Annotated in this window: 17 protein-coding genes; 14 read left to right on the top strand and 3 right to left on the bottom strand. The window is 68.7% G+C overall.

Annotated features, from left to right (window positions below):
- Positions 1-32 precede the first annotated feature (32 nt).
- The 9 genes from ABZ532_RS25505 to ABZ532_RS25545 all read left to right on the top strand — a co-directional run bounded on the left by ABZ532_RS25505 (position 33) and on the right by ABZ532_RS25545 (position 13911).
- Positions 33-1511, top strand: coding sequence for a bifunctional glycosyltransferase family 2/GtrA family protein (locus ABZ532_RS25505; protein ID WP_361288168.1), 1479 nt, complete (start codon positions 33-35; stop codon positions 1509-1511).
- Positions 1508-3727: a glycosyltransferase family 39 protein gene (locus ABZ532_RS25510; RefSeq protein ID WP_361288171.1), complete on the top strand. Its 2220-nt coding sequence runs from the start codon at positions 1508-1510 to the stop codon at positions 3725-3727. Before ABZ532_RS25505 ends, ABZ532_RS25510 begins: the two co-directional genes overlap by 4 nt.
- A gap of 313 nt (positions 3728-4040) precedes the next feature.
- Positions 4041-4730: a peptidylprolyl isomerase gene (locus tag ABZ532_RS25515; protein ID WP_361288174.1), complete on the top strand. Its 690-nt coding sequence runs from the start codon at positions 4041-4043 to the stop codon at positions 4728-4730.
- A gap of 36 nt (positions 4731-4766) precedes the next feature.
- On the top strand, positions 4767-5933 hold the full coding sequence (locus ABZ532_RS25520) for a glycosyltransferase (RefSeq protein WP_361288177.1): 1167 nt from the start codon (positions 4767-4769) through the stop codon (positions 5931-5933).
- A gap of 80 nt (positions 5934-6013) precedes the next feature.
- Positions 6014-7480 (top strand): DUF2079 domain-containing protein, encoded by a 1467-nt coding sequence (locus ABZ532_RS25525; protein WP_361288180.1) that lies wholly within the window; start codon positions 6014-6016, stop codon positions 7478-7480.
- A 152-nt stretch (positions 7481-7632) separates the two neighbouring features.
- Positions 7633-8631, top strand: a complete 999-nt coding sequence (locus tag ABZ532_RS25530) for a glycosyltransferase family 2 protein (protein WP_361288332.1) — start codon at positions 7633-7635, stop codon at positions 8629-8631.
- Between the two features lie 393 nt (positions 8632-9024).
- Positions 9025-12402: a pyruvate carboxylase gene (locus ABZ532_RS25535; RefSeq protein ID WP_361288183.1), complete on the top strand. Its 3378-nt coding sequence runs from the start codon at positions 9025-9027 to the stop codon at positions 12400-12402.
- 146 nt (positions 12403-12548) lie between these two features.
- Positions 12549-13556, top strand: a complete 1008-nt coding sequence (locus tag ABZ532_RS25540) for an NADP-dependent oxidoreductase (protein ID WP_361288186.1) — start codon at positions 12549-12551, stop codon at positions 13554-13556.
- 106 nt (positions 13557-13662) lie between these two features.
- Positions 13663-13911, top strand: a complete 249-nt coding sequence (locus tag ABZ532_RS25545) for a hypothetical protein (protein ID WP_361288189.1) — start codon at positions 13663-13665, stop codon at positions 13909-13911.
- A gap of 23 nt (positions 13912-13934) precedes the next feature.
- On the opposite strand, the gene ABZ532_RS25550 is transcribed toward ABZ532_RS25545, so the two are convergent.
- Positions 13935-14348 carry a TIGR03618 family F420-dependent PPOX class oxidoreductase gene (locus tag ABZ532_RS25550; RefSeq protein ID WP_361288192.1) on the bottom strand — a complete coding sequence of 138 codons (414 nt, stop codon included), beginning with the start codon at positions 14346-14348 and terminating at the stop codon, positions 13935-13937.
- An 88-nt stretch (positions 14349-14436) separates the two neighbouring features.
- Here ABZ532_RS25550 and ABZ532_RS25555 point away from each other — a divergent pair, with 88 nt between their 5' ends.
- Positions 14437-14928: a hypothetical protein gene (locus ABZ532_RS25555; RefSeq protein ID WP_361288195.1), complete on the top strand. Its 492-nt coding sequence runs from the start codon at positions 14437-14439 to the stop codon at positions 14926-14928.
- A 4-nt stretch (positions 14929-14932) separates the two neighbouring features.
- On the opposite strand, the gene ABZ532_RS25560 is transcribed toward ABZ532_RS25555, so the two are convergent.
- Together ABZ532_RS25560 and ABZ532_RS25565 are read right to left on the bottom strand one after the other, a co-directional pair.
- Positions 14933-15883, bottom strand: coding sequence for an SRPBCC family protein (locus ABZ532_RS25560; protein ID WP_361288198.1), 951 nt, complete (start codon positions 15881-15883; stop codon positions 14933-14935).
- A 3-nt stretch (positions 15884-15886) separates the two neighbouring features.
- Positions 15887-16696, bottom strand: a complete 810-nt coding sequence (locus tag ABZ532_RS25565; RefSeq protein ID WP_361288201.1) for a histone H1-like repetitive region-containing protein — start codon at positions 16694-16696, stop codon at positions 15887-15889.
- 258 nt (positions 16697-16954) lie between these two features.
- Here ABZ532_RS25565 and ABZ532_RS25570 point away from each other — a divergent pair, with 258 nt between their 5' ends.
- Genes ABZ532_RS25570 through ABZ532_RS25585 form a run of 4 tightly spaced genes read left to right on the top strand, consistent with a single transcriptional unit; the run spans position 16955 to position 18845 of the window.
- Positions 16955-17305, top strand: coding sequence for a gas vesicle protein (locus ABZ532_RS25570; protein ID WP_361288205.1), 351 nt, complete (start codon positions 16955-16957; stop codon positions 17303-17305).
- Between the two features lie 28 nt (positions 17306-17333).
- Positions 17334-17858 (top strand): gas vesicle structural protein GvpA, encoded by a 525-nt coding sequence (locus ABZ532_RS25575; RefSeq protein WP_361288208.1) that lies wholly within the window; start codon positions 17334-17336, stop codon positions 17856-17858.
- A 9-nt stretch (positions 17859-17867) separates the two neighbouring features.
- Positions 17868-18581 carry a GvpL/GvpF family gas vesicle protein gene (locus ABZ532_RS25580; RefSeq protein ID WP_361288211.1) on the top strand — a complete coding sequence of 238 codons (714 nt, stop codon included), beginning with the start codon at positions 17868-17870 and terminating at the stop codon, positions 18579-18581.
- Between the two features lie 15 nt (positions 18582-18596).
- The gene (locus tag ABZ532_RS25585) at positions 18597-18845 is read left to right on the top strand and encodes a gas vesicle protein GvpG (protein ID WP_361288214.1); all 249 of its coding nucleotides are present in this window, start codon (positions 18597-18599) and stop codon (positions 18843-18845) included.
- The last annotated feature ends 62 nt before the right edge of the window (positions 18846-18907 follow it).

Below are 18907 nucleotides of genomic sequence, written 5' to 3' on the forward strand. Positions count from 1 at the left end.
ATGTGACAGGGCACTACTGGAGGGTCGCAACCATGCACACGGACTCCTGGATGGGAGCTCTCCCCGCGCGGGAGCACATCCCCGTAGCGACACCCGGACCACCCGTTCTCGACGTGGTGATACCGGTCCACAACGAGGAGAAGGACATCGAAAGGTGCGTGCGCCGACTGCACGAGCACCTGGTGCGCACTTTTCCGTACGGCTTCCGTATCACCGTCGCGGACAACGCCTCCACGGACCGCACCCCGGAGATCGCCGCCCGGCTGGCCCGCGAGGTCGCCGAGGTGAGCCTGTTCCGTCTGGAGCTCAAGGGCCGCGGACGTGCCCTGCGCACCGTCTGGGGTGCCTCCGACGCTCCGGTCCTGGCCTACATGGACGTAGACCTCTCGACGGATCTCAACGGGCTGTTCCCGCTGGTCGCGCCGCTGATCTCCGGCCACTCCGACCTGGCGATCGGCACCCGGCTGGCCGGTGGTTCCAGGGTCGTGCGCGGCCCGAAACGTGAGTTCATCTCCCGGGCCTACAACCAGATCCTGCGCCGTTCGCTCAGCGCCCGCTTCTCCGACGCGCAGTGCGGATTCAAGGCGATCCGTCGCGAGGTGGCACAGGTGCTGCTGCCCCTGGTCCAGGACACCAACTGGTTCTTCGACACCGAGATGCTCGTGGTCGCCGAGCGCGCCGGGCTGCGGATCCACGAGGTCCCGGTCGACTGGATAGACGACCCGAACTCGACCGTGAACATCGTCAGGACCGCGACCGAGGACCTCAAGGGCGTATGGCGGGTCGGCAAGGCACTCGCCACCGGAAAGCTCGCGCTGCACCGGCTGCGCCGCCCGTTCGGCGACGACCCCCGGGACGCGGAACTGCCCGGCGTCCCGACGGGGCTCGCCCGCCAGGTCGTCGGCTTCTGCGTGGTAGGCGCCCTGTCCACCGCCTTCTACCTGGTGCTGTATTCCCTCTTCCGGCTCGGCACGGGCGCCCAGGCCGCCAACGCACTCGCCCTGCTCGTGTCGGCGGTCGCCAACACGGCGGCCAATCGCCGGCTGACCTTCGGTGTACGCGGACGTGAGCGTGCGCTGCGCCACCAGGCCCAGGGCCTGCTGGTCTTCGCCGTCGGTCTGCTGCTGACCAGCGGCTCGCTCGCGGCACTCGACGCCGCGGGGGGCAAGACCTCGCACGCCGCCGAGCTCACCGTCCTGATCGCCGCCAACCTCGCCGCGACCATCGTGCGGTTCCTGCTGCTGCGCACCTGGGTCTTCGCCCAGGGCAGCCGAGGAGCCCATGCCCGGACCGCACCGGCGTCCGAACCGGTGTCCCACGACCGGGAACCGCGCCATCCCCTGGACGAGACAACCCCGATCGTCTACCGCCCCCTGCCGCACTACTACGCGGACGCCGCCTCGCCGTACGGCGACACACAGCACAGCCGCGCCGACGACGCCGCGGAGACGAGCTGGACCGCCACCGCACGACCGCGCCCCGACGGCCACACAGCAAGGAACACACGATGACCACCGCACCCTCCGACCGCATCGAGACCGGCCCACCACCGCATCGGGCCGACGACCCCGCAGCGCCCCAGGCCCGGCACGCCTGGGGCGGCGCCCGCCTGGCCCGGCTGTGGCGGGGCAGGCCCGGTGACCCCCGCTGGACACGTCCCGCCCTGATCGGGCTGCTGCTGGCCACCGGACTGCTGTACCTGTGGAACCTCAGCGCCTCGGGGTGGGCGAACTCCTACTACACCGCGGCCGCCCAGGCGGGCAGCGTGAGCTGGAAGGCGTTCCTGTTCGGCTCGCTCGACGGCGCGAGCTCGATCACGGTCGACAAACCCCCGGCCTCGCTGTGGCCGATGGACCTGTCGGTGTGGATCTTCGGACTGAACTCGTGGTCGGTCCTCGTCCCCGAGGTGATCATGGGCGTACTGACCGTGGCCGTGGTGTACACCGCGGTACGGCGCCAGTCCGGGCCAGGGGCCGGGCTGCTTGCCGGTGCGGTCCTCGCGCTGACCCCGGTCGCCGCGCTCATGTTCCGCTACAACAACCCCGACGCGCTCCTCGCGCTACTGCTCGCGCTCAGCGTGTACTTCGTGCAGCGGGCACTGGAAGGCGGTCGCACGAAGTGGCTGGTGTGGGCGGGCGTCGCGATCGGGTTCGCCTTCCTGACCAAGCAGCTCCAAGCGGTCCTGGTGCTGCCGCCCCTGGCGCTGGTCTACGCCGTCTGCGCACCGGTCAAGCCGCTCAGGCGGCTGTGGCAGCTGCTGGCCGCCGGCCTCGCGATGGTCGTCGCGGGCGGCTGGTGGGTCGCCCTGGTCGAACTCTGGCCCGAGTCGTCCCGCCCCTACATCGGAGGTTCGACGGACAACTCCTTCCTGGAGCTGACCTTCGGCTACAACGGCCTGAGCCGCGTCAGCGGCAACAGCGGCAGCGGTACCGGAGGCGGTCCCGGTGGGGGCGGCGGTAGCGGATTCGGCAGCACGGGCGAAACCGGAATCGACAGGCTGTTCAACGACGGCCTCGGCGGCCAGATCTCCTGGCTGCTGCCGGCCGCACTGATCCTGCTGGTCGCGGGCCTGGTCCTCACCCGCAGGGCCGGACGGGCGGACGCGACCCGCGCCGCCTTCCTGGTCTGGGGCGGTGCGCTGCTCACGAGCGCCGTGGTCTTCAGCTACGCCTCGGGTGTCTTCCATGAGTACTACACGGTCGCGCTCGCCCCCTACCTCGCCGTCCTGATCGGAATGGGCGTGGCCATCCTGTGGCGGGAGCGCGCCGGCACCAGGTGGGCCGTGCCGGTCCTCGGCGCCACGGTCGCCGTGACGGCGGTGTGGGGATACGTCCTGCTCGGTCGCACCAGTGACTACGGGCCGCTGAAGTGGCTGGTGCTCGCCGCAGGTCTTGCCGCGGCCGCGGGCCTTGTGTTCATCGCGAAGCTGGGGCGGCGCGCGGTGCTCGGTGTCGCGGGTCTCGCTCTCGCCGCATCGCTGGCGGGTCCGTTCGCCTACACCCTGACCACGCTCAACTCCGTGCACACGGGCGGAATGCCCACGGCCGGACCCGCTTCGACCAGCATGTTCGGAGGCGGGCGAGGCGGCATGGGCCAGCCCCCGTCGGGCGTGGGCCAGGAGCAGAACCCGGGCATGGGTCAGAACATGGGGCAGGGGCAGGGTATGCCCGGCGGTGGCATGCCCGGCGACGGAGGTACGGGGCAGCAGGCTCCCGGTGGCATGGGTCAGCCGCCGTCCGGTATCGAGCCTCCGTCGGGCATGCAGCCGCCGTCCGGTGGGGGCCAAGGTCAAGACCAGGGCCAGGGACAGAACCAGGGCCAGGGCCAGGGGAGGCCCGGTGGCGGCATGGGCGGGCCCGGCGGCGAGAGCCAGTCCGTCGGCACGGAGGTGAGGGAACTGCTGCTGAAGGACGCGAGCAAGTACACCTGGGTGGCTGCCGGACTCGGCTCACATGTGACGGGCTCCTACCAGATCGCCACTGAGAAGCCGGTGATGGCGATCGGCGGATTCAACGGAAACGACCCGTCCCCGACGCTGGCCGGTTTCAAGTCGCTGGTGGACGAGGGAGCGGTCCACTACTTCATCGCCGGCGGCTCCCAGGGCCCGGGTGGCGGCAGCGGTGACAGCGCCGGCAGCCAGATCAGCACCTGGGTGCAGGCGAACTTCAAGAGGGTCACGGTGGGCAACACGACCCTCTACGACCTCACCCAGCGGACCACCTCCTGAGCACACCTCGCGGACGGCGGCCGAGTGCCGTCGTCCGCGAGGCATGTCCGTACCCGCCGTCGAAAGGGCCATCCCGACGGACAGGACAGGCTCCGCGGTTCATCGCGGGCGTTACCCGAGCGGCAGACAGAGATGTCACCCGGTCGGGTCGGATCGGGTGACACCGCGTCATGGCTGGCGGTGATCGGGGTAAGGCGTGTGTAGGTCTGTGTCTACCTTCACCCCACAGACCGAGGCGCAGATGTCGCAGATGCCCGAGAGCGAACGGCAGCCGGAGCCGGAATCCGCCGCACAGCCGCAAGGAAGTCACACCGTGACGCATGGCGCCCCGGACGTGATCCGGCGTGGGACGACCGTACTCGCCGTCACCCTGGGGTGCGCGGTGCTGACATGGACCGCGGTCGCACTCACCGGGGAGGACGCCGAAGCCAGGCCTGTTGCCCTGGTGCCGGCGTCATGCGAGTACACGCTGAGCGACCCAGCCCACCGGGTCTCCCTGCCGCCCACCGACCCCAAGACGGCCCGCCGTCCGTACACCGTGACGCTGGGCACCAACATGGGCAACGTCGTCTTCGAGTCCCTCGGCGGCAGCGCGCCCTGCGCCACGAATTCCTTCGTCCATCTCGCCCGCAACGGCTATTACCGCGGCAGCGCCTGCCATCGCGTGTCCACCCGGCAGATTTTCGTACTGGAATGCGGGGATCCCGCTGGAGAAGGCACCGCCGACCCGGGCTACTACTTCAAGGACGAGAATCTGATGGGGGCGACCTACAAAGCCGGCACCGTGGCGATGTCCAAGGTGGTTCCCGGGCGCAACGGCAGCCAGTTCTTCATCAGCTATGCCGATCCCCAGGTCCGGATGCCCGAGTCGTGGACCCCGTTCGGAAGGGTGATCCGGGGGCTCGATGTTCTGAAGGAGATCGGGGCGAAGGGAACCCGGAGCGGGACGCCTGACGGAAAGCCCAAGGATCCCGTGGTAATCGAATCGGTGACCGTCAAGTAAGGGCCTGCGGTCCGCAGTGGCACCCGTGAGGAGATCATGAAGCCGTCCATTTGCCTGTGCATGATCGTCAAGAACGAGTCGAAAGTCATCGAGCGCTGCCTGACCGCGGTGAAGGGGCTCATCGACACCTGGGTCATTTCCGACACCGGCTCCACCGACGGGACCCAGGACATGATCCGATCGGTGCTCGACGGAATCCCGGGGGAGCTGCATGAAGAGCCCTGGGTGAATTTCGGGCACAACCGCACACTGAACATCCAGCACGCCCGCGGCAAGGCCGACTATGTGCTGCTGCTGGACGCGGACCTGGAACTGCGCTGCGACGGTGAACTTCCCCCGCTGACCGCCGACGCGTACATGCTGCGCCATGACTGCGACACGTCCTACCGAATCCGACGGCTGGTCCGCGGCGATCTGCCGTGGCGGTACGAGGGTGTCACCCACGAGTACCTCACCTGCGACCAGGACGTGCGCCAGGAGAACCTCGACGCCCTGGTGATTCGTGACCACGGTGACGGTGGATCCAAGCACGACAAGTTCGAGCGCGACGCACGGCTGCTCAGCGTGGAGCTCCAGCGTGATCCGGACAACCCGCGCACGGTGTTCTACCTGGCACAGACCATGCGGGACCTGGGGCGGCGCACCGAGGCCATCGAGTTGTACGAACGCCGGGCCGCCATGGGGGGATGGGTGGAGGAGGTGTACTTCTCCCTGCTCCAGGTGGGCATCCTCGAGGCGGCCGGCTCCAACTGGCCTTACGCGGTGGAGGCGTTCACCAAGGCCTGGGAGACCCGCCCGCAGCGTCTCGAAGCCTGCTACGAACTGGCCTCACGCCTGCGGAAGATGGGGCGCTACCACACGGCGTTCGCGCTGCTGAGAAGCGCGGTCGGCAGGGCCATGCCCTCGGAGGACATCCTGTTCACCCAGCCCTGGGTGTACCAGTGGGGACTCGTCTTCGAGTACTCGATCAACGCCTACTGGGTCGGGGCCTACGACCAGTCCCTCGCCGCCTGCGACGCACTGCTGTCGCTGCCCGACCTCCCCGGGCACATTCGCGAACAGGTCGTGAAGAACAAGGCGTTCGCGGTCGACAAGTGCGCCGAGCACCGGCCCGGTAAGCAGCCGGAGCAGCAGGCCGATGTACAGGCCGAGAAGCAGCCGGAGCCTCCTGCGTCCCGCAAGCCCCAGCCGGTAGCCGGCTGACGTGCCGCGTCCACTCCCGCGGCCCGGTTCGCCGGGCCGCGGGCTCAGTCCGCCCCACCCACCAGAGAGCAGGCTTGGTCATGAACGCGCTGTCCCACGGCACCCTTCGGCCACGGATGCCGGCGGTCCTTCCGAAGCGGAAGCCTGCGGCGGGCACGTCCCGAGGCGAGGAGCGCGGCGCCGGCTGGCAGATCTGGAGCCTGGCGGGCGTTCTGTTCTTCATGTACATGCTGCTGTCTCTTCGCATCCACGAGCGGATGATGTCGAACAGCTTCGATCTGGCGATCTTCGAGCAGGTCGTCCGCTCCTACGCGCACGGCAGACTCCCCGTGTCGGAGGTCAAGGGCCCGGACTTCCCGGTCCTGGGCGACCACTTCTCACCCGTTCTCGCCACCATCGCTCCCCTCTACTGGCTTTGGCCCACGGTCAAGACGCTGCTGGTGGTCCAGGCGGCACTCGTGGCCGTGAGCGTCATCCCGCTGGCCGTGTGGGTGCGCCGGACGCTGGGGCTGACCGCTGCCCTGGTCATCGGAGCCGCCTACGGCCTGTCCTGGGGCGTCGCGAGCGCGGTGGGCTTCGACTTCCACGAAGTGGCGTTCGCCGCACCCTTTCTGGCCTGTTCGCTGGCCGCGCTCGGTCAGGAGCGGCTGCGCGCCGCGGCGTGGTGGGCCATGCCGTTGCTGCTGGTCAAGGAGGATCTGGGGCTGGCGGTCTGCGTCATCGGCCTGCTCATCGCGCGGCGCGGCGATCGCCGGATCGGTCTCATCACGGCGGGTATCGGCCTGGCCGCCTCGCTCCTGACGGTGCTCGTGATCCTGCCCGCGTTCAGCCCCACGGGCGGCTACGGCCACTGGTCGGGTCTTGAGAACGCCACCGCCGAGGGCAGCGGCCTTGGTTCCCTTCTCTTCCGCGGCACCATCGGCGTCATCACCCCCCTGGAAAAGGCGTCGACCCTTCTGCTCTCACTCGCGCCAACGCTGTTCCTGGCGCTTCGGTCACCGCTGATCCTGGTCGCGGTGCCCACTTTCGCCTGGCGGTTCGTCTCTCATTACATGGCGAACTGGGGAGTCAGCTACCACTACTCCCTGGTCGTGATGACCATCGTCTTCGCGGCGTTCATCGATGCGCTCGTCCGGCGCCGTCCGGGAATTCCGAGTCTGCGGCGCTACCTGGCAGGGGCCGCGGCGGTGGCGTTGCTGCTCCTCCCGCAGTTCCCGCTCTGGAAGCTGGTCCAGCCGGCTACCTGGCAGAGCGATCCGCGCATCGGCGCGGCACGTGACGTGATGCGCCTGATCCCCGATGGCGCCACGGTGCAGGCGTCCACTTTCCTGGTCCCCCAACTCGCCGGCCGCACAAGCGTGAGCCTTTTCGGCTGGGCAGACAGCCGCCCCAACCCGCAGTGGATCCTGGTGGACACCCTCGTGGAGCAGAACCGTCGCTGGCCGCTGTCGTTCTTCCAGGAACGGGACGCGCTGGACTCGGCCCGGGCCCGGGGTTATTCCACGGTGGCCAACCACTACGGCTTCGTGCTGCTGCGCCGCTCCTGAATTGCCGGAGTCCGCAAGGCGGCCCGGCATGAGGGTGTACCCGGCTCCGCCTACTGGGGCCGGGTACACCCGTGTCGTGACCGAGTGCGTAAGCCATCCGCATGAAGCTGGAGACGCTCGGGGAAACGCCCGTCCGTTCCCGGCGGCCCCGGATGTTCACTGAGCATGTGTCAGACATCCGGATTTCCGTCATCGTGCCGTGCTTCAACGAGAGCGAGGTCATCGACACCTTCCACAGTGCCCTGACCGCCGTGCTGGAGCAGACCACCGAGCGCTATGAGATCTGTTACGTCGACGACGGCAGCAGCGACGGGACCCTGGAAAAGCTGCGCCGGCTCGCCGCTCGCTCACCGCAGGTGCGCTACACCTCGTTCAGCCGGAACTTCGGCAAGGAGGCCGCGATGTTCGCGGGGATGCGTATGTCCCTGGGGTCGGCGGTGATCCTGATGGACGCCGATCTCCAGCATCCGCCTGGACTGCTCCCTCGCATGCTGGAACTGCACCGGCACGGCTACGACCAGGTGATCGCCCAACGCGACCGCATGGGCGAAGGCGCACTGCGCACCGCCGCCAGCCGGACCTACTACCGGCTGGTGCACCACTTCATGGATGTCGCGCTCGTCGACGGCGCGGGTGACTTCCGCCTGCTGTCCCGCCGCGCGGTCGACGCACTGCTGCTCCTTCCGGAGAGCAACCGCTTCTCGAAGGGGCTCTTCTGCTGGATCGGGTTCGACACGGTCAGCTTCACCTACCAGAACGCCCCCAGGGCCGGTGGGCGTTCCAAATGGGGCGGACGGCGCCTGCTCGAGTACGGCATCGACGGCCTGCTGTCCTTCAACAGCCGCCCGCTCCGGCTGGCGATCCACACTGGTCTCCTGCTGTTCCTGTCCGCCCTCGCCTATGCGTTGTGGATCGCCGTGAGCGCCGTGATGAACGGAATCGACACGCCCGGCTACGCCACGCTGGTCGCCGTCATCGTCGCACTCAGCGGTATCCAGCTCGCCACCCTCGGTGTCGTCGGAGAGTACGTCGGACGCATCTACCACGAGTCCAAGCGCCGCCCCCACTACCTGGTGCGCGAGACGGACGACACGTTCCACAACGCGCCCGGTTCCCTGCCGGTGACGGTTGCGGCGACACGTTCCGGGTAGGCGCCGCAGCGTACCGGGATCGCGCTTCGCCGACTCCGGCCCGGGTCGGGAAGGGGGCCGATCATGCCCCCAATGGCGCCGGGCGGGCCAGCAGGCGTAACGCACGCGCCTCAGGGCACCCGGCGACCACGCGAGCCGCCCGACGGCCGGCATCACCCTGCTCGCCGGCCCGATCGAGCCCGTACCTGACAGGACATCACCACGACGGAATCGGGGCAAAGACGTAGGGAGCGGACGTAACACGCGTGACGTAGCTCCCCCCGATGGGAGATCGACGCGGGCGCCGGTGATCGGTAGCGTCCACGGGAACAGCGAATGCCGATCCCGGCAGCCGGGTCGGCATCGTCACCTTCACCTTGAGGCCGCGCGCCCGCAACACGACAGGGGACTTCGATGTTCCGCAAGGTATTGGTCGCCAACCGGGGCGAGATCGCGATCCGCGCCTTCCGCGCGGCGTTCGAGCTCGGTATCTCCACGGTGGCCGTGTTCCCTTACGAGGACCGCAACTCGCTCCACCGGGCCAAGGCGGACGAGGCCTACCAGATCGGCGAAAAGGGTCACCCGGTCCGGGCCTATCTCTCGGTCGACGAGGTGATCAAAGCCGCGCGCAAGGCCGGTGCGGACGCGATCTATCCCGGGTACGGCTTCCTGTCCGAGAATCCCGACCTCGCCGCCGCCTGCGCCGACGCGGGGATCACCTTCGTCGGGCCCCCGGCCTCCGTCCTGCACCTGACGGGCAACAAGGCCCGTGCCGTGGCCGCCGCCCGCGAGGCGGGGGTGCCGGTGCTGAAGTCCTCGGATCCGTCCACGGACGTGGACCAGCTGCTCGACGCCGCCCAGTCCATCGGGTTCCCGGTGTTCGTCAAGGCGGTCGCGGGCGGTGGCGGGCGGGGAATGCGGCATGTCTCCGCGCCCGAGGAGCTGCGGGAGTCGGTCGACGCGGCGATGCGCGAGGCGGAGTCGGCCTTCGGGGACGCCACCGTCTTCCTGGAGCAGGCGGTCGTCAACCCCCGCCATATCGAGGTGCAGATCCTCGCCGACGCCCAGGGCAACGTCGTCCACCTGTACGAGCGGGACTGTTCGGTGCAGCGGCGCCACCAGAAGGTGGTGGAGATCGCGCCCGCGCCCAACCTCGACCCCGAGCTGCGTGACCGTATCTGCGCCGACGCCGTCGCGTTCGCACGGCACATCGGATACGTCAACGCGGGCACCGTCGAGTTCCTCGTGGATGAGCGCGGCAACCATGTCTTCATCGAGATGAACCCCCGTATCCAGGTGGAGCACACGGTCACCGAGCAGGTCACCGGGCGGGACCTGGTCATCGGGCAGCTGCGGATCGCGGCCGGGAAGACACTGCCCGAGCTGCGGCTGACGCAGGAGGACATCGTGCTCAACGGCACGGCTCTCCAGTGCCGTATCACCACCGAGGACCCCGCCAACGGCTTCCGCCCCGACACCGGCACCATCTCCGCGTACCGCTCTCCCGGCGGCCCCGGAGTACGGCTCGACGGTGGCACCGTCCACACCGGCGCCGAGGTGTCCGCGCACTTCGACTCGATGCTGGTCAAACTGACCTGCCACGGTCATGACTTCACCAACGCCGCCCGCCGCGCACGGCGGGCGATCGCCGAGTTCCGCATCCGCGGAGTCGCCACCAACCTGCCGTTCCTCGGCGCCGTGCTAGACCACCCGGTCTTCCGTGAGGGCCGTGTCACGACGAGCTTCATCGCCGACCACCAGGAGCTGCTGAAGGCGCGCCCATCGGCCGACCGCGGCAGCCGGATGCTCAGCTATCTCGCGGAGACCACCGTCAACCGGCCACACGGCCCGCGTCCCCAGGTCATCGACCCGGCCCTCAAGCTCCCTCCCGTCGCCCTGGGCAGCGAGCCTCCCGCAGGCTCCCGGCAGCGTCTCGCGGCCCTCGGTCCCGAGGCGTTCGCGGCGCAGCTGCGCGCACAGCGGGCCGTCGCGGTGACCGACACGACCTTCCGCGACGCCCACCAGTCCCTGCTGGCCACCCGGGTGCGGACGCGCGATCTGCTGGCCGTCGCCCCCTATGTCGCCCGTACGGCGCCGGAGCTGCTGAGCCTGGAATGCTGGGGAGGGGCCACGTACGACGTGGCCCTGCGCTTCCTCGCCGAGGACCCGTGGGAGCGGCTCGCGGCGCTTCGGGAAGCGGCGCCCAACATCTGTACGCAGATGCTGCTGCGTGGGCGCAACACTGTCGGCTACACGCCGTACCCCGTCGAGGTGACCGACGCCTTCGTCGCCGAGGCGGCGGCGACCGGCATGGACATCTTCAGGATCTTCGACGCGCTCAACGACGTCGCGCAGATGCGTCCCGCCATCGATGCCGTACGGTCCACCGGCACCGCGCTGGCCGAGGTGGCACTGTGCTACACCGGTGATCTGTCCGACCCGGCCGAACAGCTCTACACCCTGGACTACTACCTGCGCCTCGCCGAGGAGATCGTCGAGGCCGGGGCACACGTACTGGCCATCAAGGACATGGCCGGACTGCTCCGCCCGCCCGCCGCACGCACCCTTGTGACCGCACTGCGTGAGCGCTTCGACCTGCCGGTGCACCTGCACACCCATGACACGGCCGGCGGCCAGCTCGCCACACTGATCGCCGCGATCGACGCCGGTGTCGACGCCGTCGACGCCGCCGTGGCCTCGATGGCGGGCACCACCAGCCAGCCGTCCCTGTCGGCGCTCGTCGCGGCCACCGACCACACCGAGCGCGCCACAGGGCTCTCGCTCGACGCGGTCGGCGCGCTGGAGCCGTACTGGGAGGCGATGCGCAAGGTCTACGCCCCCTTCGAATCCGGGCTGGCCTCGCCGACCGGGCGGGTCTACCACCACGAGATCCCCGGTGGACAGCTGTCGAACCTGCGCCAGCAGGCGATCGCGCTCGGCCTCGGCGACCGGTTCGAGCTGATCGAGGACTGCTACGCGGCCGCGGACCGGATGCTGGGCCGGCTGGTCAAGGTGACCCCCTCGTCGAAGGTGGTGGGCGACCTGGCCCTGCACCTGGTGGGAGCGGGGGTCGACGCGGCCGACTTCGAGTCCGACCCCGGCAAGTTCGACGTACCGGATTCGGTGATCGGATTCCTGCGTGGTGAGCTGGGCGACCCGCCCGGTGGCTGGCCCGAGCCGTTCCGTACCCGGGCGCTGAAGGGCCGCCCCGGTGAGGCCACGGCCCCCACGCTGTCCGACGAGGACCGCCAGGGGCTGGACCAGGAGCGCCGGGCGACGCTGAACCGGCTGCTGTTCCCCGGTCCCACCAAGGAGTTCGAGGCCCACCGCGAGGCGTACGGCGACACTTCCGTGCTGCCCACGCAGGACTTCTTCTACGGACTGGAACCGGACGTCGAGCACACGGTCACCCTGGGCGCCGGCGTCACCCTGCTGATCCAGCTGGAGGCGATCTCCGAGGCCGACGAGCGAGGCATCCGCACGGTACTGGCCACGCTCAACGGCCAGCTGCGCCCGGTGTCGGTACGGGACGAGTCCGTCGCCACCGAGGTCAAGGCCGCGGAGAAGGCCGAGCGCGGCAACGACCGGCATGTCCCCGCACCGTTCGCGGGTGTCGTGACACTCCAGGTCGAGGAGGGCGCGACGGTGTCGGCCGGGCAGACGGTGGCCACCATCGAGGCGATGAAGATGGAGGCGTCCATCACCGCCCAGTGCGCCGGCACGGTCACGCGCCTGGCCATTGGAAGGATCCAGCAGGTCGAAGCGGGCGATCTGCTCATCGAGATCGGCTGAGGCCCGCCACCCGTGCCGGACGAGAGCTCACCGCTCTCGTCCGGCACGGGTGGCGCATGTCATAGCAAGAGAGGCCGCCTGTCGGGCTCGCGCTCATACCTACTGGTCGGTATGGTCTGAGTCGTCAGTGAGCGACAGGAGGCCCGATGACTGCGACCAATCGCCAGATCCGACTGGCAGCGCGCCCCTCCGGCATGGTGCGAGCCGAGGACTGGGAACACCACACGGCACCCGTGGAGGAGCCGGGACCCGGCCAGTTCGCCGGCCGTACAAGGGTCGTCTCGCTGGACCCGGCCATGCGCGGCTGGCTCGACGACCGCCCCTCGTATCTGCCGCCCGTGGGAATCGGCGAGGTGATGCGCGCCGGATCGGTCATCGAGGTCACCGCCTCCAATCACCCCGGGTTCCAGCCCGGTGACCAGGTCCTCGGTACCTTCGGCGTCCAGGAGTACGCCGTCTCCGACGGCAAGGGCGCGATGAAGATCGACACCTCACTCGCCCCGCCGTCCACCTACCTCGGCGCCCTCGGCATGCCGGGCATGACCGCTTACTTCGGCCTGCTGGACGTCGGCGCCCTGAAGGACGGCGAGACGGTGGTGGTGTCGGGGGCGGCGGGCGCCGTCGGCTCCATCGTGGGACAGATCGCCAAGATCAAGGGCTGCCGTGTGGTCGGTATCGCGGGCGGCCCCGAGAAGTGCGCCCTGCTCACCGACGAACTGGGCTTCGACGCCGCGATCGACTACCGCGAGGGTGACATCAAACAGCGCCTGCGCGAGCTGACCCCGGACGGCATCGACGTCTACTTCGACAACGTCGGCGGCGACATCCTGGATGCCGCGCTCACCCGACTCGCGATGCACGCACGCGTGGTGATCTGCGGCGCGATCAGCCAGTACAACAACACGACACCGGTCAGCGGCCCCTCGAACTACCTGTCCCTGCTGGTGCGCCGCGCCCGCATGGAGGGGTTCGTGGTCTTCGACTACGCCAAGCGCTATGCCGAGGCCGCGCAGGAGATCGCCGGCTGGATCGGCGATGGCCGGATCAAGGTCAAGGAACACGTGGTCAAGGGCAACGTGGACGACTTCCCCGAGGCGTTCCAGATGCTCTTCCGCGGAGACAACGTGGGGAAACTGGTCCTCGAACTCGGCTGACGCCTCAGCGCGCAGACATCTGAGTAGTCATCTGAGTACCCGAGGGCGCCGGCACTGAGTACGCCACCCGATCCGTGCCGGCGGGCGCGGGGCTGAAATGGGAGTCATGAACCCCGAGGCCCCGCGCACCCTCCGCGTCCAGCACGTCACCGTCACGGGCATGGCCCTCGCCACGGCACTGCTCCCACTGGTGGTGGGCGTCCTGGTGGCGAAGTCCATGGGCACCGACCCCATGTCGTCGGTGAACGCGCTCATCACCACGGGTGGCCAGCGTGCCCGTATGTGCCCGTCGCAGCTGCGCAGTTGCGGTCGTAGCGCACTGGGGCGCTGGAAGCCGGGAGCGCGCAGAGCATGAGCGTTCTCCGGCGGCCGGACGGCTCACCAGCCGGCCGGCTTCGCGGTGCCCATGGCACGGGTGACGGTGATCTCGATGACCACACGCTCCGGATTGGGCCTGGGCGGCTTGTACCGCTCGGCGTAGCGCCGCTCGGCATCGGCCACGGACTCGGGGTCGTCCCGGACGACGGCGGTGCCTTCGAGCGTGCACCACAGCCGCCCCTCCGCCTGGCTGACGGCCACCGGGGTGCCGGGCCCAGCGGCACGCAGGTTGCGGACCTTCTTGCTGCCCGCGCTGGTGATGACACGGGCGATCCTGGTGCGCGGGTCGTAGGTGACCCCTACGGGCACGAGGTGCGGGGTGCCGTCCGGGCGGGGCGTGGTGAGGTAGCAGATCCGGCGTTCCTGCCAGAAGCGCTCTCCCGCGGTGGCAACAGCCACTTCCTCGGGCGTCATGGGGTGCCTTTCCTCATCCGTGGGGTGGATCCGGTACGCGGCGGCGCCGCGAGTCGCGAACCGGGGGCCGCTGTCGTAGACAGGAAGCATGAACGCAGATCCCCGGCATGACGATGCTCTCACCATCTACCTCAACGATCATCTGGCGGGTGCGACGACAGGGGTCGAGCTGTCCCGGCGGATCGCGCGGGCCCATCGCGCATCGCCGCGTGCCGCGGACATGGAGCGCATCGCCGACGACATCGCAGAGGACCGCGCATCACTCGTGGCACTGATGCGGTCACTCGGGATCGGCCCGCGCCGTTACAAGGTGTGTGTGGGGTGGGCCGTCGAGAAGATCGCACGGCTCAAGCCCAACGGTCGCCTCCACCGCCGCGCCGGGCTCAGCTCGCTCGTCGAACTGGAGACCCTGCGCATCGGCATCCAGGGCAAGTACGAGCTGTGGCAGTCACTGGCAACGGTGGCGGAAGAACGGCCCCGCATCGACTACGGACGGATCATCGAACTGAAGGACCGGGCAAGGCGGCAGATGGAGATCGTGGACGAACTCCACAACGAGTCGGCAGAGGTGTTGAGGTGATGCCTCACTCCTCCTCTTCGTCCTCCTCGTCCTGGTCCTCCTCCTGGTCGTAGTCCCCGTCGTCCCCCTCGCCCTCCTCCTCGTATTCGTCGTACTCCTCAGGATCCTCGTACCCCTCGTTGTCTTCCGCTTCCGCTTCTTCCTCCTCCAGGGCCTCCTCGTGGCTGCGCACCACCTCACCGTCGCGGATCTCGCCGCGCCAGCCCTCGGCTTCCTCGTCGGTCAGGCTGACGTAACGCTGGAAGTTCTTGAAGTCCAGTCGCAGACGCCGGCCCTGGGCACGCCAGAGATTGCCGGTCTTCTCGAAGAAGCCCGACGGGTAGTACTCGACGACCAGCACGATGCGGGTGAGATCCGGGGTGACCTCGTGGAAGCTGACGCAACCGCGTGTGGACCCCTTGGCGCCCTCGGAGGTCCAGACGATCCGCTCATCCGGGATCTGCTCCTGGACGGTGGCCTTCCAGCCCCGGGTTGAGGGGCCCACCTTCACTTTCCAGTCGCTTGTCGTGTCGTCGGACTGCGACACACTCCGGACACCCTTGGTGAAACTGCTGAACTCCTCGTACTGGGTCCAGTGGTCATAGGCCGTGCGCCTCGGCAGGCCGACGTCGAGCACCTCGATGATGTTGGTCACCTTGGTGGAGCCGGGCTTGCCGCCCCGCCCGCCGCCGAACAGGTCCTTGGCCTTGCCCAGTACGTTGTCCTTGAGCCCCTTCGCCTTCTCGCTGACGAAGGCCTTCAACGGGGAGTCGCCCTGAAGTATGCGAAGGCCGACGGGAAGCGGTCCTCCGCTCTCGGCGGAGTCGAGGAGCTGGTCGGTGACGTCCGCCAGCTTGTCGCCTGCCTTGTCCGCCAGATTCTCCACCTGGGCCCCCAGATAGTCGATGAGCTCATCGCGCAACTGGTCGAGACCCGAGGCCTCGCCGCGGTCGGAGCCACGAACTTTCCCGGCCATGACCTACCTCCGCCGTGACGTGGTCTTCTTCGCGGCCGTCTTCTTCGCCGCCGTCTTCTTCGCACCCGACTTCCTGGCGGGAGCCGCCTTCTTGGCCGGGGCGGTCCTCTTCGCGGGCGCCTTCTTCGCCGCCGGCCTGCCTGCGGCCGACTTCTTCGCGGCGGTCTTCTTGGCGGGCGCCTTCTTCGCCGCCGGCCTGCCTGCGGCCGACTTCTTCGCGGCGGTCTTCTTGGCGGGCGCCTTCTTCGCGGGAGCCCTCCTCGCGGGGGCGCTCTTCCTGGCCGGAGCCTTCCGGGATGCGGGGCGCTCTCGACGGCGTCGTGATGGCGGCTCCTCGGCAGCCTCCTCTTCGTCCTCCTCTTCGTCCTCCTCCTCTTCCAAACCGCTTTCCGGCTCTTCCGCTTCCGCTTCCTCGTCTTCCTCGTCTTCCTCGAACTCCTCCTCCGGCTCTTCCTCTTCGTACTCCTCCTCTTCCTCTTCCTCTTCCTCTTCTTCGGGCTCTTCGCCGATGCGGAGTGTGCGTTCGTGCAGGGACTGCGCCAGATCGCCGAGCCGGCGGTCGGCCGTGGCAGTGAGAGCCTTGCGGCCGGCGTCGAGCAGTTCGCCCCGTATCTGCTCATTCAGCTCTGCGACCTGGGGTATCTCCCCGAGCCTCTTGAGACCTTCCGTGGCCAGTTGCTGCGGATCAAGCCCGAAGCGACGGCCCGCCAGATAGGTCGCCATGGCAAAGGCAAGCCGCCCCTTCTTGGCCCGCCCGAGCAGGTACCCACCCGCGACGGCCGCCGCAAGGGCGATCTTGGTCGTGTCATTCATGAACGATCCCTTCGGAAAGGGCAGGAGCGCCGATCCGAGTCCAAGGGCCCTTGCCCGACAGGCGATTGAGAGAAGTGGGCCCGTGATGGGCGCGCGTCGACAGCGCCTGGCGCGGCGGTCCGTGTTCCGACGGCACACGCCTGCTCATCCGGGCCGGACATGGGGAAACTGCCCAGATCGATAAGGGATATGTCCCTATATGATGAGATTGTATGTTGGAGAGGAACGTGGCGCCCGCTTCCGACCACCGGAGAGATCATGGCCGCAGCAGAACCAGCCAGGCGCCGGACCGGCGGCAGCCGCAGCAGGGGCGGCGAGCACTCGGGGCAGTCCCGGGAGCGCTCCGGCAGGGAGAAGGCGGCTTGGGCGATGCGTTCCGCAGCCGAACAGCTGACGGAATTGCTCGGGCGCTCCCCGGAGTCGGTCTCGGCGCTCAAGCCGACGGATGACGGCTGGGAGGCCGATGTGGAGGTGCTGGAGCTGGAGCGCATTCCCGAGACCACCAGCGTGATGGCCAGCTACCGGGTGACGCTCGACAAGGAGGGCGATCTGGTGGCGTACGAGAGGACGCGGCGTTACACCCGCGGGCAGATCGACCGGCGCGGCTGACAGCGGCCGACCGGTGAAGGGAGGCGCCATGACTGTGGTGCCGCAAGGCGGTGGGAGTGTCTCCAGGGGCGGTGGCTCAAGCAGCCTGTACGACGTCCTGGAGCTCATCCTCGATCGCGGACTCGTCATCGACGTCTTCGTCCGTGTGTCCTTGGTGGGGATCGAGATACTGAAGATCGACGCACGCATCGTCGTGGCCAGCGTCGACACCTACCTGCGCTTTGCCGAAGCGTGCAACCGGCTTGATCTGGAGTCGGGCAGCAGGCAGCCGGCGCAGCTGACGGACATCGTCGGCGACACGGTCGAGAGCGGAGCCAAGGGCAAGTCCAAAGGAGCTCTCTCCGGTGCGGCCGAGGCGGTCACGGACACCCTCAAGGGCATCACGGGCCGTGACGACGAGGATGAGGACCGCGAGGACGAGGACGACGAGGCAGAGGCAGAAGACGGGGTGGACGAGGAAGACGAGGAGAGGGAAGAAGAACCCGTGAGGCGGCGGAAGGCGACCCGGCGGACCTCGTCCCGGCGTGTGCGGGACTCGACCCGCGAGAGGTAAGTGGCAGGCATGGCCGTATACATCTACTCGATCGTCGGCAAGCAGCATCCCCTGCGGCTCGATGGCCTCAGCGGCGTCGGCGAGGGCGGCGCGCAGCTACGTACGGTGAGCGCCGGGCAGCTCACGGCAGTGGTGAGTGACGCCCCGGAGGATCTGCGCCCCAAGCGCCGCGATCTCGGAGCGCACCAGGAGGTACAGCAGCGCCTCCTGTCGGACGGCACCGTGCTGCCGCTGAGATTCGGTCTGCTGGCAGCCGACGACGAAGCGGTACGACTCGTCCTGGAGGAGAGTGCCGACGCGTACGTGGACCGGCTCGGGGCGCTGGACGGCTGCGTCGAGTACCACCTGAAGGCGTCGCAGGACGAGGAGGCCCTGCTGCGGCAGATCCTCGAGGAGAACGACGACGCCCGGCGACTCAACGAAGAGATCCGGAGCGGTCGGGCGGGCCCCGACGCTCCAGTGTCGCTGGGGGAGCTGGTCGCCCATGAGGTGCAGGCGCGGCAGGAGGCCCTGGCCACGGGTGTGGTCGAAGCGCTCCGCCCCTTCGCCCGGCTCCACGAGTCGTCCCAGCCGACCGGCAACGACTTCCTGAGTGTCTCGTTCCTGGTGCACCACGACCAGGACGAATCCTTCCTCACCACGGAGTTGAGCGTGGCGGGTCAGATGGGCGACGACTTCGACTTCCGGCTCAGCGACGCCCTGCCCCCGTACAGCTTCGTCTGAAAGGAACGAATTCTCATGGGTCTGCTCACACAACTCGTCACCCTTCCCCTGGCACCCGTGCGGGGCGTCGCCTGGGTGATGGATCGGGTCATCGAGGCGGCGGAGGACGAGTATTACGACCCGGCTCCCGTGCACCGCGCACTCGCCGAACTCGAAAGGCAGCTCCTCGCGGGGGAGATGGACGAGGAGACCTTCGACCAGCGTGAGGACGAACTGCTCGACCGGCTGGATGAGATTCAGGCATTCCAGCGCGGTGAACTGTGATGACCACGCACCCGACGCACCAGATGTACCCGAGCCTCGCGTGCCGCGGCGAGGGAACGCGA

It is taken from the genome of Streptomyces sp. NPDC019396 (assembly GCF_040632375.1).
Taxonomy (GTDB): domain Bacteria; phylum Actinomycetota; class Actinomycetes; order Streptomycetales; family Streptomycetaceae; genus Streptomyces.